Annotated in this window: 13 protein-coding genes; 8 read left to right on the top strand and 5 right to left on the bottom strand. The window is 68.1% G+C overall.

Going from position 1 to position 16227, the window contains the following annotated elements; genetic code table 11:
- Nucleotides 1–12: 12 nt before the first annotated feature.
- The 5 genes from AC1RIF_RS09425 (at nucleotide 13) to AC1RIF_RS09405 (ending at nucleotide 4926) form a co-directional block, all read left to right on the top strand.
- Nucleotides 13–294 (top strand): metal-sensitive transcriptional regulator, encoded by a 282-nt coding sequence (locus AC1RIF_RS09425; RefSeq protein WP_031940195.1) that lies wholly within the window; start codon nucleotides 13–15, stop codon nucleotides 292–294.
- A 53-nt stretch (nucleotides 295–347) separates the two neighbouring features.
- The gene (locus AC1RIF_RS09420; RefSeq protein WP_492601088.1) at nucleotides 348–551 is read left to right on the top strand and encodes a heavy-metal-associated domain-containing protein; all 204 of its coding nucleotides are present in this window, start codon (nucleotides 348–350) and stop codon (nucleotides 549–551) included.
- Nucleotides 548–2713 carry a heavy metal translocating P-type ATPase gene (locus AC1RIF_RS09415; RefSeq protein WP_492601087.1) on the top strand — a complete coding sequence of 722 codons (2166 nt, stop codon included), beginning with the start codon at nucleotides 548–550 and terminating at the stop codon, nucleotides 2711–2713. Before AC1RIF_RS09420 ends, AC1RIF_RS09415 begins: the two co-directional genes overlap by 4 nt.
- A gap of 96 nt (nucleotides 2714–2809) precedes the next feature.
- Entirely contained in the window at nucleotides 2810–3985 is a 1176-nt protein-coding gene (locus AC1RIF_RS09410) for a PQQ-dependent sugar dehydrogenase (RefSeq protein ID WP_492601348.1), read from the top strand.
- Between the two features lie 11 nt (nucleotides 3986–3996).
- Nucleotides 3997–4926, top strand: a complete 930-nt coding sequence (locus AC1RIF_RS09405) for a cyclase family protein (RefSeq protein WP_492601086.1) — start codon at nucleotides 3997–3999, stop codon at nucleotides 4924–4926.
- A 662-nt stretch (nucleotides 4927–5588) separates the two neighbouring features.
- Here the strand turns inward: AC1RIF_RS09405 and asnB are convergent.
- The 3 genes from asnB to AC1RIF_RS09390 form a co-directional block, all read right to left on the bottom strand.
- The gene (gene asnB / locus AC1RIF_RS09400; RefSeq protein ID WP_492601085.1) at nucleotides 5589–7418 is read right to left on the bottom strand and encodes an asparagine synthase (glutamine-hydrolyzing); all 1830 of its coding nucleotides are present in this window, start codon (nucleotides 7416–7418) and stop codon (nucleotides 5589–5591) included.
- 688 nt (nucleotides 7419–8106) lie between these two features.
- Nucleotides 8107–9234, bottom strand: coding sequence for an NDMA-dependent alcohol dehydrogenase (locus AC1RIF_RS09395; RefSeq protein WP_492601084.1), 1128 nt, complete (start codon nucleotides 9232–9234; stop codon nucleotides 8107–8109).
- A 596-nt stretch (nucleotides 9235–9830) separates the two neighbouring features.
- Nucleotides 9831–10814: a LolA family protein gene (locus AC1RIF_RS09390; RefSeq protein ID WP_492601083.1), complete on the bottom strand. Its 984-nt coding sequence runs from the start codon at nucleotides 10812–10814 to the stop codon at nucleotides 9831–9833.
- Nucleotides 10815–10932: 118 nt separating this feature from the next.
- On the opposite strand from AC1RIF_RS09390, the gene AC1RIF_RS09385 reads away from it, so the two are divergent.
- Nucleotides 10933–11331, top strand: a complete 399-nt coding sequence (locus AC1RIF_RS09385) for a nitroreductase family deazaflavin-dependent oxidoreductase (protein ID WP_492601082.1) — start codon at nucleotides 10933–10935, stop codon at nucleotides 11329–11331.
- On the opposite strand, the gene AC1RIF_RS09380 is transcribed toward AC1RIF_RS09385, so the two are convergent.
- Complete coding sequence (locus AC1RIF_RS09380; protein WP_492601081.1) at nucleotides 11315–11836, bottom strand: SRPBCC family protein; 522 nt, start codon at nucleotides 11834–11836, stop codon at nucleotides 11315–11317. The two genes, AC1RIF_RS09385 and AC1RIF_RS09380, sit on opposite strands and share 17 nt — an antisense overlap.
- 189 nt (nucleotides 11837–12025) lie before the next feature.
- On the opposite strand from AC1RIF_RS09380, the gene AC1RIF_RS09375 reads away from it, so the two are divergent.
- Nucleotides 12026–12832 carry a putative protein N(5)-glutamine methyltransferase gene (locus AC1RIF_RS09375; protein WP_492601080.1) on the top strand — a complete coding sequence of 269 codons (807 nt, stop codon included), beginning with the start codon at nucleotides 12026–12028 and terminating at the stop codon, nucleotides 12830–12832.
- Here AC1RIF_RS09375 and AC1RIF_RS09370 read toward each other — a convergent pair.
- Nucleotides 12826–14754 (bottom strand): acyl-CoA dehydrogenase family protein, encoded by a 1929-nt coding sequence (locus AC1RIF_RS09370; protein WP_492601079.1) that lies wholly within the window; start codon nucleotides 14752–14754, stop codon nucleotides 12826–12828. The two genes, AC1RIF_RS09375 and AC1RIF_RS09370, sit on opposite strands and share 7 nt — an antisense overlap.
- Before the next feature lie 148 nt (nucleotides 14755–14902).
- Between AC1RIF_RS09370 and hemL the strand changes: the two genes are divergently transcribed.
- Nucleotides 14903–16225 (top strand): glutamate-1-semialdehyde 2,1-aminomutase, encoded by a 1323-nt coding sequence (gene hemL / locus AC1RIF_RS09365; RefSeq protein ID WP_492601078.1) that lies wholly within the window; start codon nucleotides 14903–14905, stop codon nucleotides 16223–16225.
- Nucleotides 16226–16227 lie beyond the last annotated feature (2 nt).

Below are 16227 nucleotides of genomic sequence, written 5' to 3'. Positions count from 1 at the left end.
TATCATTCGAGTATGAACGGATACAGCCCGCAGCAGGAGGACCTGCTCAAGCGTCTACGGCGCATCGAGGGTCAGGTGCAGGGAATCTCGCGCATGATCGCGGACGACCGCTACTGCATCGACGTGCTCACCCAGGTGTCCGCGGCCACGTCCGCGCTGCAGTCGGTGTCGCTCAAGCTGCTCGAGGCGCACCTCGCAGGCTGCGTCGTCGAGGCTGCGAAGAAGGGCGGCCCGGAGGCCGATGCCAAGGTCAAGGAGGCGTCCGACGCGATCGCGCGCCTGGTGAAGTCCTGAGCCGAAGTGCGACCCTGACAACAGTGCGACCTGTCGACAACAGGAGGTCTGCGATGGAACACACCTACATCGTCAAGGGCATGACCTGCCAGCACTGCGCCGCCGCCGTCACCGAGGAGATCAGCGAGCCGTCCGGGGTCACGGGTGTCGACGTCGATGTCGCGTCCGGTCGCGTGGTGGTGCGCAGTGATTCCCCCATGGACACCATTGCCGTCGCCGCCGCGGTAGCCGAGGCAGGCTACGAGCTGCTCCAGTGACCGTCACCGGGCTGCGCACCGTCGAACTCGACATCGGCGGCATGACCTGCGCGTCGTGCGCGGCCCGGATCGAACGCAAGCTCGGCAGGCTCGACGGCGTCACCGCCAGCGTCAACTACGCCACCGAACAGGCCCACGTCGAGTTCCCCGAGTCGATCCCGACGCAGGATCTGATCGACGTCGTCGAGAAGACCGGATACTCCGCGACGGTCACCGAACCGGAACATCCGGTCCCCGCGGAGACCCGGGATCTGCTCGGCTCGCGCCTGGTGGTGGCGATCGTGGCGTCGGTGCCGGTCGTGCTGGTGTCGATGATCCCGCCGCTGCAGTTCGACTACTGGCAGTGGATGTCGCTGGTGCTCACCACGATCGTCGTCTTCTGGTGCGGCTACCCGTTCCACCGCGCCGCCGTCGTGACGGCCAGGCACGGCATGTCGACGATGGACACCCTCGTCTCGCTGGGCACGCTCGCCGCCTACGGGTGGTCGCTGTGGGCGCTGGTGTTCGGCACCGCCGGACACATCGGCACGACCCACGAGTTCACGCTGCTGCCCGGCGCGCACGACGCCTCCGGGCAGATCTATCTCGAGGTGGCGGCCGGGGTCACCACGTTCCTCCTCGCCGGCCGGTACGCCGAGTCCCGCGCCAAACGTCGCTCCGGGGCCGCGCTGCGGGCGCTGCTCGAGGTGGGCGCCAAGGACGTCGCGCTGCTGCGGGGCGGCGTCGAACAGCGGGTGCCGGTCGCTGCGCTGCACGTCGGTGACGAGTTCGTGGTGCGGCCGGGGGAGAAGATCGCCACCGACGGACGCGTCGTCGCGGGCGCCTCCGCGGTGGACACGTCGATGCTCACCGGCGAGTCGGTTCCTGTGGAGGTGGGTACCGGCGACGCCGTGGCCGGCGGCACCGTCAACACCGACCGGCTGCTGACCGTCCGGGCCGAACGCGTCGGCGCCGACACGCAGCTGGCGCACATCGCCCGGCTCGTGACCGAAGCGCAAGGCGGCAAGGCGCTCGCACAGCGACTCGCGGACCGCGTCTCGGCAGTGTTCGTGCCCGTCGTGCTGGTGATCGCCGCTGGCACGCTCGCGGCGTGGCTGCTGCTGGGGCAGCCGGTGACCGAGGCGTTCACCGCGGCCGTCGCCGTGCTGATCGTCGCGTGCCCGTGCGCCCTCGGGCTGGCCACGCCGACGGCACTGCTGGTCGGGACGGGGCGGGGCGCACAGCTGGGCATCCTCATCAAAGGCCCCGAGGTGCTCGAACAGACCCGTCGCATCGAGACCGTGGTGCTGGACAAGACCGGCACCGTCACCACCGGGCGGATGGAACTCGACGACATCGTCGCGGTGGACGGCGAGGACCGCGACCGGGTCCTGGCGCTGGCTGCGGCGGTGGAGTCCGGGTCGGAGCATCCGGTGGCGCAGGCGATCGTGCGCGCGGTGCCGCGGCCGCTGCCGGTGACCGGGTTCGTCAACCGCCCGGGTGTCGGCGTCGAGGGCGTCGTCGACGGGCATGCGGTGCGGGTGGGCCGGGTACAGGGGCCGGTGCCCGCCGGACTGCAGGGGCAGCTGCCGGAGGGCCGGACCACCGTCATCGTCTCGTGGGACGACCGCGTCCGCGGCGCCGTGGTCGTCGCCGACGCCGTGAAACCGACCAGCGCCGAGGCGATCCGCGAGATCCGGGCACTCGGCATGACACCGGTCCTGCTCACCGGCGACGCCGAGGCCGTCGCGACCGCCGTCGCGCGCGAAGTCGGCATCGACCGGGTGATCGCGGAGGTTCTGCCGGACCAGAAGGCCGACACCGTCGCCCGGTTGCGGAGGGAAGGCGCGGTCGCGATGGTCGGCGACGGTCTCAACGACGCCGCCGCGCTCGCGACCGCCGACGTCGGCATCGCGATGGGCACCGGTACCGATGCCGCGATCGAGGCGAGCGATCTGACCCTGGTCCGTGGCGACCTGCGGTCGGTGCCGGACGCGATCCGGTTGTCCCGCCGCACCCTCGCGACCATCAAGGGAAACCTGTTCTGGGCCTTTGCGTACAACGTCGCGGCCATACCTCTCGCGGCGACGGGCCTGCTCAACCCGATGATCGCCGGTGCCGCGATGGCGCTGTCATCGCTGTTCGTGGTGGGGAACAGTTTGCGGCTGCGGCGTTTTCACTGACGGTGGCCCGGAAGACTCGTGTCAGTATCCTCCCGTAGGGTGGCACCCGTTACCGACGGTGAAACGGGAGGGCCGTTCGTGCGTAAGTCGATTCGGATGTCGGGAGCAGTTGCCGCTGCGGTGCTCATCGGTGTGGGAGTGGCACCCACTGCATGTGCCGAACCGCCCGAGGCGTTTCCGGCTCTCGAGGTCACCACCGTGATGGACGGTCTCACCAGACCCTGGGACGTCGTCGTCGCGCCGGACGGTGCGATCCTCACCGGGGAGCGGGCCGGCCGGTTCGTCGTCACCCGCGCAGACGGCAGCGTCGGCGAGGTGTCCGCGGACCTGTCGGACCTGTACGCCGAGGGCGAGACAGGCCTCATGGGAATCGCGTTGGCGCAGGACTTCGAGACCACTCGCACGGTGTTCACGTGCCAGGGACACCGTGGCGGCGGATCCGGATCGCTCGGCTCGGTCGACACGGGTTCGCTGGGCAGTGCCGACGTCGACCGAACCGACGTTCGCGTCGTGTCGTGGACCGTCGACCCGGGATGGACGACGCTCACCCGCACCGGCGACGTCGTCACCGGGATGCCGGTGGGCGCCAAAGGGCGTCACGGTGGTTGCCGCATCCTCGCGCACCCCGACGGCACGCTGTACATCGGGACGGGCGACTCGGCGCAGGGGACGGTGCCGCAGGATCGGAACTCGCTGGGTGGCAAGGTGTTGCACGTCGACCGTGACGGCTCGCCGGCCGCCGGGAATCCGTTCCCGAACAGCCCGGTGTTCACGCTCGGTCACCGTAACGTGCAGGGACTGGCGCTGCAGCCGGGCACCGGCAGGATATACGACATCGAGCAGGGCACGAGTCGGGACGACGAGGTGAATCTGCTCGCCGCCGGCAACAACTACGGCTACCGTCCCGATCGGCGACCGGGCACCTACGACGAGAGCGTGCCCATGACCGACCCCGAACGCGTGCCCGGCGCGGTGGAGGCCGTGTGGAGTTCCGGTGCCCCCACCATCGCGACACCCGGCGGGACCTTCGTGTCGGGTGCCGGCTGGGGCGACTGGGACAGTGCGTTGGCCGTCACCGCGCAGCAGGGCCAGAAGCTGGTGTTCCTGAAGCTATCCGGCGACGGCACCACCGTCACCGACACGTCGTCGGCGCTCACCGGCGAGTACGGGCGCCTGCGCTCGGCCACGGCCGCGCCGGACGGCAGCCTGCTGATCACCACCGACAACGGTTCCGGCGACCGGGTTCTCCGCGTCGTGCCGGCCGCGGACTGAGGGCGGTCGCCGTGTGTTCACCCGACGTGATGGCACAGGTTCGTCGGACGATCGGTGAGACCGCACCGGCGGTGAGCCGACGGGGACTCCTGGGCGCGGCCGGTCTGGCGGTGCTCGGCGGGGCGCTCGCACCCCGAGCGGCCTCCGCCGCGCCGGCCACCCCGACATTCGCGATCCGGGCGCGGTCGGTCGTCGATCTCACCCACACACTCACTGCCGACTTCCCGGTGTGGCCGGGCAACGACGCCTTCGCGATGGAACCGGTGGTCGTGATCGACGATCCGGGTCCGTTCGGGTCGCTGTCGGGTTCGGCGGGCGGCTCGTCCGGGCCGGCACGGGGCGAGTTCCACGTCAACAAGCTCACCTACTGGGAGCACACCGGTACACACATCGACGCCCCTGCCCACAAGATCGCCGACGGCCGCACCGTCGAGGAGCTGCCGATCGAGGACTTCGTCGCTCCTGTCGCCGTCGTCGACATCTCGGCGAAGGCCGCGGTGGACGCCGACGCCCTCCTCACGGTCACCGACATCGAGGCGTGGGAACGCGAGCACGGTCGCATACCCGGCCGGTCGATCGTCGCGATGCACTCGGGTTGGGAAGAGCGCCTCGCGGATCCGGGGCGGTACGTCAATCGCGATCGATCCGGGACGCCACACTCGCCGGGCTTCGACCCGGACGCGGTGACGTTCCTCGTGGAGGAGCGCGACATCGTCGCGATCGGCGTCGACACTCTCAGTCTCGACGCCGCGAGCAGTCGCACCTACGGTGCTCATGTCGCCGCGCTGGGCGCCGGGAAGTACGGCATCGAATCGCTCGCGAATCTCGCCGCACTGCCACCGGCCGGCGCAACGGTCGTGGTCGGAGCGCCCAAGCATCGGGGTGGTTCGGGCGGGCCGTGCCGGGTGCTGGCCTTCGTCGATCAGCTAGGGCATGTCTGACAGTCGACGGGCCCAGGCGACCACCGCGTCGAGGACGGCCACAGTGCGGCAGACGATCGCGAGTTTGTCGTACCGAGTTACTGGTCCGCGCCGTTGCTTCCGGTCGCGGCCGTTCACCTCCGATGCGGGAACGTGCTAGTGGTCGAGCAGGTGTGGAATGCCGGGCTGTCGCCGGCCTGTCCGGGCGACCCGAGCAGACCCGAGCAGCCTCACATACATCGGTTCGCATGCGGTCAGGGGCGTCCCAGCGGCGCCCCCAGGAACCGAATCCCGTTGTGGGCATACGCACGAAGGCGACGATGTCGAGCCACGAAGCGTGGTAGTCGGCCCATCAGGTAGCGGGGCCGCTTCTGCGCCGGGCGGAGTGGGCAGCCGTTGCGGGATTGTGCATGCAGGTCGTGATCGGTGTCGCGACAGGTTTCGGATCCGTGGTGTCGGCTGTCGCTGCACCGGTCGTGTCTTCCAGCTGTGCTCATCGTCCTGATCTGTGCGGGGTTGAAGGGCAACGCCGCAGCGAAGTCACTGCGGCGTTGCCCGGTCGTTCCCCGAGACTCCGAGTCTTGACCGAAGTCGACTGGTTCGCCACCCATGGTCCCGACACACCGAGGGTGACCGTGCGCCAAGCGGCGAGGTCTCGATGGCGGGCGCACGGTGGCTCTCGCTCAATCGAGTTGCAGCTCCGGCTTGTACAGGTCGAGCCAGGTGTAGATGTCGATGGCGCGATCCAGGCCGGCCCGGGTGATGGGATCCATCCGCATCGGATCTTGCGCCGTCAGTTGTTGCATCCAGGTCCGGTCGACGAGGTCGAACAGCGGCGAATCGGTCTCGGACAGGATCTCCTTCGCGAGCTGCTGCAGGTTCGTCGCGTATGCCGGATCCTGCGTCAACGGGTAACCGCTCTTCACTCGATCGACGACCGATTGCGGGAGCACATGTTTCGTGGCGTGACGCAGCAGGCTCTTCTCGCGGCCATCGAAGGTTTTCAGCGGCCACGGAGTGTTGTAGACATACTCGATGAGGCGATGGTCGCAGAACGGCACTCGAACCTCGAGGCCGGCCGCCATCGACAAGCGATCCTTGCGGTCGAGCAGGATCCGCACGAACCGGGTCAGATGCAGATAGCACACCTCGCGCATGCGATGTTCGGCCGCGGATTCACCGGGCAGGTGTTCGACCTCCGCGCACGCTGCGGCGTATTGGTCGGCAACGTAGCTGTCGATATCCAGCCGCTCGCGTAGCTCCGGCCTCAGAGCAGCCCAGGGGGTGTCTCCGGTGAAGGCCGCCCACGGGAAGGTGTCCGCATTGACCGCCCTCTCGTTGTGGAACCACGGATAGCCGCCGAACACCTCGTCGGCCGATTCGCCCGACAGCGCCACCGTCGACTGCTCGCGAATCGCCTGGAACAGCAGGTACAGCGACAAGTCCATGTCGCCGAGTCCGGGCATGTCACGTGCGGCGATCACCGCACGCCGCACCGAAAGATCCAGCAGATCGGCAGAATTCAGCATCACATCCTGATGCGCGGACTCCACCAACGCCGCGACCTCGCGCGCGTACGGCGCGTCGGGGGTGCCGCGCACCTCGTCGGCGACGAAGTTCTGCTCCTGATGGAGGAAGTTCACCGAGAAGGTGCGCAGTTGCTCGCCGTTGTGAGCGAGGCTCGCCGCGGCCAGTCCTGTGATGGCACTGGAATCCAATCCGCCCGAGAGCAATACACATCTCGGCACATCGGAGATCAGCTGCCGGTCGACGATGTCGGTGAGCAGATCCCGCACCCGCTCGACGGACTTCTCCCTGCTGTCGGCATGCTCGACCGCGCCCAGGCGCCAGTAGGTACGTTCGTGAGTTCCCTGGCGGTCCACCCGGATCAGAGTTCCGGGCGCCACCTCGTACATGCCCTTCCAGATCGACCTGCGCGGCGCCTTGGTCATGGCCAACAGCTCGCGAACCCCGTCGGAGTCGACGGCCTTGCGTGCCAATGGGTTCGCCAGAATCGCCTTCGGCTCCGATCCGAACAGGACCCCGTCCGGTGTCGGGTAGTAGAAGATCGGTTTGATGCCCATGCGGTCTCGGATCATCACCAGCTTCTCCTCGCGCTGGTCCCAGATCGCGAAGGCGTACATTCCGTTGAGGTGATCGACGAGGCTCTCACCCCACTGCAGGTATGCGTGTAGCACCACCTCGGTGTCGCTGTCGGTGCGGAATGTATGGCCCAGAGCCCGTAGCTGATCGCGCAGTTCCCGGTAGTTGTATGTCTCCCCCGTGTACACCATTCCGACGTCCCCAGCGGCGGTGTTCACGCTCATCGGCTGCGCTCCACCCGGTAGATCGATGACGGCCAGCCGCCGATGCCCGAGTCCCACATGAGTGCGCACGAAAGTGCCGCTCCCGTCCGGCCCGCGCAAAGCCATGGTGTCGGTCATCGCGTCGAGAACACTCTGCTGTCGGGTCAGGTCGGAGTCGAACGACACCCATCCTGCGATTCCACACATATGTAACGCCCCCCAATCGATTCGGTTACTTGTCCAGCCGTACGTGGCCTTGTCGGAACCGGGAGAAGTGGAACGGTGCCCGAGCTGCATCTCCAGCTGGAACCTCCATGATCGTTCTCATGAGATTCCGGTTGTCATCAGCGAGGCTGAAGCATCCCGCCGGTGATGCCCACTCTCGGCACAGAAATAGAACATGTTTCATCCCCCTTGCCGGCAAGGCTAAGGGTTGGTTCGACTTCCGTCAACACAGGACGTGCATGTACTGATCGTTAGTTTTGTTGCAGCAGTGGGTATCTCGAGTCCATCTTCGGTCATGCGCGCGACGGGCCGGCCATCGGTCCGCGCCGGGCCGACGCAGTCGCAAGTTGCTCGGAGTGTGCCGTCGGACGTGGCTACGAGGTCCAGTACAGGTTGGGATGAGCGTGCGGATACGCCCTCCGGCCGGCGACGTTTGGGCGGAGATTCGGGTGGTCGAGTTCAGTCGCGCGTTCCTCGACCGCGGCGAGGGCGGCGTACGTGCACGGCAGCTTCGTCACCGACGCCCGGGGGGAGCCGCTGCGGGTCCCCGAGATGCGCAACGCCTCGGCCACCGTCGTCTACGACGGTGGCCGAGGCGTTGTCCGCAGGCCATTGCCCGATCCGATCGAGATTCTGCGCCCGATCAAGCTGCGTGGCCCTCCCGATCGATTTACCAGTCCGCTTCGGTGTAGCGGATCACTCCGCGAATGTTCTTGTTGTCGAGCATGTCCTGGTAGCCGTCGTTGACCTGCTCGAGCGAGTAGGTGTTGGTGACCATGTCTTCGAGGTTGAGCAGACCGGCCCGGTGCAGGTTCAGCAGGTTCGGGATGTCCACGCGGGCGTTGCAGCCACCGTAGATGTTGCCCAGCAGGCTCTTCTGCAGCATCGCAAACGTGAACGAGTTGAGCTTGACGTCCATGTCGGACATGTGGCCCATGGCGGTGACGACGCAACGACCGTTCTTGGCCGTGAGCGTGAGGGCCGGGTCGACGTACTCACCCTTCATCTCACCGACCGTGATGATCGTCTTCTGGCACATCCGGCCCCACGTGATCTCCATGATCGGCACGATCGCCTCTTCCATCGACGGGAAGGCGTGCGTGGCACCGAACTTGAGCGCCTGTTCTCGCTTGAAGGGCGACGGGTCGATCGCGAACACGTGCCGCGCACCCGACGCCACGGCGCCCTGCAGCGCACTCATGCCGACACCGCCGACGCCGATGATGGCGACCGAGTCACCCGGCTTGACCTCGGCGATGTTCGTCGCCGAACCCCAACCGGTCGGGACACCGCAGCCCACGAGGGCCGCGAGCTCGAACGGGATGTCCTTCTCGATCTTCACGGCCTGTGACTCGTGCACCGTCATGTACGGCGAGAACGTGCCGAGCAGGCACATCGGGATCACGTTCTCCCCGTTCGCCTGGATGCGGTAAGTACCGTCGGCGATGGCCTGACCACTGAGCAAACCCATGCCGAGATCGCAGACGTTCGAGTTCCCCGACGAACACGACGGGCACCGCCCACACGCCGGGATGAACGAGAGGACGACGTGATCGCCCACCTCGAGACCCGTGACGCCCTCACCGACCTTGATGACCACACCGGCACCCTCGTGGCCACCCATCGCCGGGTAGGACGCCATCGGCGTCGCACCGGTGACGATGTGGAGGTCGGAGTGGCACATACCAGCGGCTTCCATGCGGATCTGCACCTCGCCGGCGACCGGATCACCGAGCTCGATCTCCTCGACCGACCACTTCTCGTTCACGCCCCACAGCAACGCGCCCTTGGTCTTCATTGAAACACCCTCCCCGTTGTTTACTATCGGCCGCTGGAACGATAACCACAAACCTTCCAAATTGGAACACGTTCTAGGTGTCGGATCGTCGGACTGCCGGAGTTGACCTCTGCTCGCCGTACCTCAGGAAAGCGGCATGGACTGGTTCGGAGTCATCCGGGACCAGTTTCATCCCTCCCTCGCAAGGCCTTTGGTCCCGGGCTCGATCAACGGATCGGCGCTCGCTGGACTCGCCGCACACGCGATCGAATCATCGGGCAGCGCAAGCGGATACCACCCAGCAAGTTCGCTCTGGACGTCTTCCGGGGCCGTCGTTCACTCGACTGCATGCCAGCGCCACACTCGCTCGAGAAGAACCAGGCCCCTGGCGTCACCAGCGAGGAGTAGAAGCGGATCGAGGAACTCGAACGTGAGGTTCGAGATCTGAAGGAAGCCAATGAGATTCTCGAGGCTGGCTCGATCTTCTTCGCGAGTGAACTCGACCCTCGTCGACGACGTGATCAGGAATGTCGTGTGTAGCGCCACGCTCCCAGCGCCGATGACGAGTATATCGATTGTCAGACACGTTCTGGTCGGTCCTCGATCGGCCGGGCTGGTCAGTCGGTGATCGCTGCTTCGCCGGGATGCAGCGCGGCCTGCAGTGCTGCGAGGGCGTCGGCGTCGAGGTCGACGCCGTGCAACGTGGCGGCCCAGTCGAAGTCCTCGGTCGACCACCGGTGGGCGGTGTTGTGCCATCGGAGGTTCCACGGCTCGGTCGAACGGCGTCGTCGGGCGAGCATGCCCGAGGTGAAACCCGCGTTGATCGTGGCAAGGAAGGATCCGGTCGCCTCGTCGAGGTTGTGGACGTCTTCGACACGGAGGGGGAGAGGCACCTGAACCGCTGGAAGCCGGTCGGCGACGATGTCTCGGAACCACTCGAGCTTCCGTCGCTGTTCGGTGCGGTGTTGGTCTACCCGTTCCCGCCGGTCCTCGTCGAAGTCACGAGACGGGCCGACCCAGGTGAACAGTTCAGGGTCGGCGGTTTCCCCGACTGTGATCTCGGTGTACGCGACGCGCACACCGGCGGTGTCGTTTCGCTGTTCGAGCACCGCACCGCTCTCCTGGTCGACGACGATGCGCAGAACCCCGGACTTGTGGGCGCCGGGTGCCAGATCCACTGCCCAGCAGTCGCGTCCGAGGAACGTGATCTCCTCGACGGGACCGGCCGGCCGGGTGTAGTCGTCGCTCAGCCAATCGTGTGCGGGCCGGGTGAACAGCAGGTCGTTGCCCGTGCCGAGGTAGCGGACCCGCCGGGCGACGTTGCGCAGCGGCGGCTCGCCGGGCGACCCGAACTGCCACGCCGTCTCGCCGTCGGCGATGAACAGCGGCCGGCCGTCGAGTGTCTCGACTCTGGCCTTGTCGTGGTCGCGCCATATGCGTATGTCGCCGCCGCCGCCGACTCCGACGAGCATGGGTTCGCGGTCGCCGACCGTCGCAAAGTTGACCCGCTCGGGCTCCTCCGGCGTCTTTCCGATCACCCCTCGGATCGGCAGGCTCGGCCCGTCCGCCATCGTCACCAGAACCTCGACCCATGCCGTCATCGTTCCCCTCGAATTGTCCGGTTCGTCCCAAGCTACCGGGGCAGGTCGGGCCCGCACAGCACTCGATCCGTGGCAACTCGCTGGTGACATCCCGGCGGGATGCGCTCATACTGCGGTCATGGCATACCTGAAACCACCGCTGCTGGTCCGCGAGGTGTTCAACCGTATCGCCCTCGCGACCGGCGTCAGCGGCACCGAGAAGATCACCGTCACCGGTCGCAGCAGTCACGAACCCCGATCGGTGCCCGTCGTCCCCGTCGATGTCGAGGGGGTGCGCTACCTGGTTTCGACCCGCGGCGAATCGGAATGGGTGCGCAACCTCCGTGCCGACCCGGAGGTGGACGTGAGCCGCCGCGGTCACACCGCGCACTACACCGCCGCCGAGATCCCCGTCGGCGACCGGGAACCCATCATCGCGGCCTACCGGGCGAAGGCGGGCCGGACGGTGCAGGGCTACTGGGACAAACTGCCCGAGCCCGTCGACCACCCGGTGTTCGCGCTCAGGTCGTCCGGCTGACCGGCGCGCGCCCGAGATGCTCCGCGGTCTCGGCCACGGTGCGGCGCAGCCCGGCGGTGACCGCCGACGCGCCGAGTCGCAGCGGTACCCTCAGCGCGGGGCCCGGCTCGATCGCGAACGTCCAGGTCAGTCGCGACCCCGTCGCATTCTGCTCGACGAGGGTGTCCTCCGCGAAACGACGGAGGCCCGGCACGGTGAACCCGCTGACGTAGAAGGTGTTCCGGTACCGGAGGCCCGGGACTTCCTCCCAGCGGAAGTACTCCTCGGCGGCCTTCACCGCGGACGGACGCATCGACAGTTCGCGCCGGGCACCCGCTCCGAAGGGGCGTGGGGTGAGATAGCGGGACCCCGCGATGAACGTGCACCAGGAGAGCGTGTTGTCGCGGGTCAGTTCGGCCCACGCCGATTCGGCGGAGGCCGACAGCACGACCGAGAAGCGCCGCACGAACGGTGCCTTCTCCAGAAACGACTGGTCACACGGGGACAGCTCGAACCACTTCGGCATCGGGCAATCCTAAGGACTGCCGCGCCGATCCGCGGTAGTGTCTCGGTGTTCGTGACCGATCGGCAATACAGACCGAAGGGGGTGGGACCCATTACCGCTCGTGCAGGCAGGGTGCTCCCGACTCGGGGTCGCGCGGACTAGTCCGCGCGGCCGGCCGTGAGAGCCCCTCGGTATCCCGAAAGGCTCTTCGTGCGAACTCCCGAGAATTCCGGCTCGCCCTTCACGCTTCCGGCAATTGTCACCACTCTGCGCGCCGCTGGTTGCGTCTTCGCGGAGGACGAGGCACACCTGTTGACGGCCGCGGCATCCAACCCCGACACGCTGTCGGCGATGGTCGCGCGCCGCGTCGCGGGCCTTCCCCTCGAACACGTCCTCGGCTGGGCCGAGTTCTGCGGTGTGCGAATAGAAGTCGGGCCCGGCGTGTTCGTACCGCGACGCCGCAGCGAGCTTCTCGTCCGGCAGGCCGTCGCCCTCGTGCGACCGGACGACGTCGTGGTCGATCTGTGCTGCGGGTCCGGAGCCCTGGGCGTCGCCCTCGTCGGTGAAGTCCCCGGTGTGGAACTCCACGCCGCCGATGTCGACGCCACCGCGGTGCGGTGCGCGCGAAGCAACATCGAGCCGATCGGCGGGCACGTGCACGAGGGTGACCTGTTCGACGCCCTGCCCGACAGCATGCGGGGACGGGTCGCCGTCGTGGTCGCGAACGTCCCGTACGTGCCCAGCGGCGCCATCGCGCTGATGCCGTTGGAGGCGCGCGACCACGAACCGCGCACGGCGCTCGACGGCGGCGCCGACGGGTTCGACTTCCAGCGGGCGGTGGCCGCCGAGGCGCCGCGATGGCTGCGCCCCGGCGGTCATCTGCTGATCGAGACCAGTGCTCGCCAGGCACCCGACACGGCCGACATATTCACGCGCGCAGGACTGCTCGCACGGATCGTCCACTCCGGAGAGCTCGACGCGACCGCGGTGGTGGGCTCGTGGCAGGGGAGCTACTGACGTCCGTCGTCGAGCATCGCGGCACCCGCCAGAGCGTCGGGCACGCCCAGACCGTCGACGAGGGAGGCGGCGTGGGGGCGCAACGTGCGGCAGCGCTCGTTGATGCCGCGCCGCACGGCCTTGGCCCGTTCGACCGACAGATGGCGGTGCTCCATGAACCACGCCTTGTCCTCGTCGATCACGGTGAGTGCGTACAGGTCGCACAACTCGTTCAGCAGGTCGCGCGCCGCCTCGTCCTCGCATTCGTCGATGCCCGCGATGAACGCCTCGAGCACCACCCGGTCGATGTGGGCGCGGGCGGCGTGCAGCACGTGGTCCTGCACGAAGTTGAAGGCGTCGAACGGGTCGTCCTCGCGCTTGCGGGCTCCCTGCAGGCGGCGGGCGGCGGTCGAGAGCAGGTACTCCTCGCGGTCCTCGAACATCGTCAGCTGGGTGCCGCGGTTGAAGAGGCTGCCGTCCTCCTCGTTGTCCTGCCGGGTGTCGAGGATGGTCTGGATGATCTGCTGAGCTGCGGTACGAGTACGGACCGCGTCACCGAAGGCGTTGGCGGCGAAGGCCATCCACTCCACGGGACTCATACCGCGGACCTCGTCGGCGTACTTGGTGAGCAGTTCCTTCGCGACCAGCTGCGTCAGCACGGTGTTGTCGCCCTCGAAGGTGGTGAACACGTCGGTGTCGGCCTTCAGGGCCGTGAGCCGGTTCTCGGCGAGATAGCCGGCGCCGCCGCACGCCTCGCGGCACTCCTGGATCGCGCGGGTCGCGTGCCACGTGTTGGCGGCCTTGAGCCCGGCGGCGCGGGACTCGAGTTCGCGCTGGCCGTCGGGATCGATCTCGTCGGAGGTCTGGATGTCGTGCATCGCGGTGACGAGTTCGTTCTGTGCGAAGCCGAGCGCGTACGCGCGGGCGATGTGCGGCAGCAGGCGCTGCTGGTGCACCAGGTAGTCCATGATCAGCACCTCGGGATCCGGGGTGTTCTCGTCTCCGCTGGGTGCGCTGAACTGCTTGCGCTGCAGTGCGTATCGGGTCGCGATCGTCAGCGCGACGCGGGCGGCCGCGGCCGCGGACCCGCCGACCGTGACGCGTCCGCGCACCAGGGTGCCGAGCATCGTGAAGAAGCGGCGGTTCTTGTTCTCGATCGGCGACGAGTACACGCCGTCGGCGTCGACCGAGCCGTAGCGGTTCAGCAGGTTCGCCCGCGGCACCCGCACGTTGTCGAACACGATGCGGCCGTTGTCGACGCCGGGCAGCCCGCCCTTGTAGCCGCAATCCGACGTCGTCACCCCGGGCAGGTCGTTGCCGTCGGCGTCCCGGATCGGCACCAGCAGACAGTGCACGCCGTGCGATTCTTCGCCCACGATCAACTGCGCGAACACCGCGGCCGTCCGGGCGTGCTCGGCGGCGCCGCCGATGTAGTCCTTGCGCGCCGACGGCGTGGGGGAGTGGACGACGAACTCGTCGGTGGCGGGGTCGTACGTCGCGGTGGTCTCGAGTTCCTGGACGTCGCTGCCGTGGCCGGTCTCGGTCATCGCGAAGCAGCCGAGGAGTTCGAGGTCGATCATCGGTCGCAGATACTCCGCGTGGTGGCGCTCGGTGCCGAGGTTCTCGATGGCGCCGCCGAACAGGCCCCACTGCACACCCGCCTTCACCATCAGCGACAGATCCGACATCGCGAGCATCTCGATCGCCGTCACCGCGGCGCCGGGATCGGAACCGGCACCGACCTCCACACCGAACCCACGGTCGACGAAGCCGCCCGACGCCAGCACCCGCAGCTGCTCGAGCGTCTTCGCGCGGGCCCGGTCCAGGTCGGGGGTGTAGTGCGGTCGGAACTCGTCGGAGGAGAGGTCGATGCGGGCCTTCTCGCGCACCTCCGCCCACCGGCCGTCGAGGGTGGTCCGTAGAAACTCCGCCGTGGTCGCCATGACCCGACGGTAATGCGGCGCGCGGAGTCCTGCCGGGGAACTCGGATGCGCCTTACCTGCGTGGATCGACACGCCGAGGTGGTGTGATTCCGGACACCTCCTACACCCTGTCGTTGGCAAATTCGACAGAACTGGGACACTGGAATCCGTGACTGCTGCCTCCGCTGGACCCGACCTTCGCGATACCCGTTCCGCTCAGCTCTTCGAGCGGGCGAGCCAGGTCATCCCAGGCGGGGTCAACTCCCCGGTCCGCGCCTTCGGTTCCGTGGGCGGCGCGCCCCGATTCATCGCCGAGGCCAAGGGCTGCACCCTCACCGACGTGGACGGCAACGACTTCGTCGACCTGGTGTGCTCGTGGGGGCCGATGATCCTCGGCCACGCGCACCCCGCCGTGGTCGAGGCCGTGCAGAAGGCCGCCGCCAGCGGGCTGTCGTTCGGTGCGCCCACCGAGGGCGAGATCGCACTCGCGGAGGAGATCGTCTCCCGCGTCGCGCCCGTCGAGCAGGTCCGCCTGGTCAACTCCGGCACCGAGGCCACCATGAGCGCGGTGCGTCTGGCCCGCGGGTTCACCGGCCGTTCCAAGATCATCAAGTTCTCCGGCTGCTACCACGGCCACGTCGACGCACTGCTCGCCGACGCCGGTTCGGGCCTGGCCACGTTCGGCCTGCCCACCTCGCCCGGCGTGACCGGCGCGCAGGCCGAGGACACCATCGTCGTGCCCTACAACGACCTCGAGGCCGTCCGCGCGGCGTTCGCCGCGAACCCCGGCGAGATCGCGTGCATCATCACCGAGGCCGCCGCCGGCAACATGGGCGCCGTCGCGCCGCTGCCCGGGTTCAACGAGGGCCTGCGCGCCCTCACCACCGAGCACGGCGCGCTGTTGATCATGGACGAGGTCATGACCGGCTTCCGCGTCAGCCGCTCCGGTTGGTTCGGCCGCGACGGCGTCGCCGGCGACCTCTACACCTTCGGCAAGGTCATGAGCGGCGGCCTGCCCGCCGCAGCGTTCGGCGGCCGCGCCGACGTCATGGCCAAGCTGGCCCCGGCCGGCCCCGTCTACCAGGCGGGCACGCTGTCCGGGAACCCCGTCGCCGTCGCGGCGGGCCTGGCGAACCTGCGGGCCGCCGACGACGCCGTGTACGCCGCTCTCGAGCGCAACGCGCAGACTCTGGGCACGCTGCTGGGCGACGCGCTCACCGCCGAAGGCGTCCCACACCGCGTCCAGTACGCCGGGACCCTCGTCAGCGTGTTCTTCACCGAGAACCCCGTCACCAACTACGCGGAGGCCAAGGCCGCCGAGACGTGGCGCTTCCCGGACTTCTTCCATGCCCTGCTCTCGCGCGGCATCTACGCCCCGCCGAGCGCGTTCGAGGCATGGTTCGTTTCGTCGGCCCTCGACGACGACGCCTTCTCGAAGATCGCCGACGCCGCGCCGCACGCGGCCCGGGCTGCCGCCGCCGCTCGACACTGACT

The sequence above is a fragment of the Prescottella sp. GW823-FHT02E09 genome, from assembly GCF_058797375.1.
This window is presented reverse-complemented; position numbering and strand designations above follow the sequence as displayed.

Coding starts and splice junctions, on each gene's coding strand:
- AC1RIF_RS09370 (WP_492601079.1), bottom strand. CDS start 14,754: ATGGCGACCACGGCGGAGTTTCTACGGACCACCCTCGACGGCCGGTGG.
- AC1RIF_RS09410 (WP_492601348.1), top strand. CDS start 2,810: ATGTCGGGAGCAGTTGCCGCTGCGGTGCTCATCGGTGTGGGAGTGGCA.
- AC1RIF_RS09390 (WP_492601083.1), bottom strand. CDS start 10,814: ATGACGGCATGGGTCGAGGTTCTGGTGACGATGGCGGACGGGCCGAGC.
- AC1RIF_RS09385 (WP_492601082.1), top strand. CDS start 10,933: ATGGCATACCTGAAACCACCGCTGCTGGTCCGCGAGGTGTTCAACCGT.
- AC1RIF_RS09395 (WP_492601084.1), bottom strand. CDS start 9,234: ATGAAGACCAAGGGCGCGTTGCTGTGGGGCGTGAACGAGAAGTGGTCG.
- AC1RIF_RS09380 (WP_492601081.1), bottom strand. CDS start 11,836: ATGCCGAAGTGGTTCGAGCTGTCCCCGTGTGACCAGTCGTTTCTGGAG.
- AC1RIF_RS09420 (WP_492601088.1), top strand. CDS start 348: ATGGAACACACCTACATCGTCAAGGGCATGACCTGCCAGCACTGCGCC.
- AC1RIF_RS09425 (WP_031940195.1), top strand. CDS start 13: ATGAACGGATACAGCCCGCAGCAGGAGGACCTGCTCAAGCGTCTACGG.
- asnB (WP_492601085.1), bottom strand. CDS start 7,418: ATGTGTGGAATCGCAGGATGGGTGTCGTTCGACTCCGACCTGACCCGA.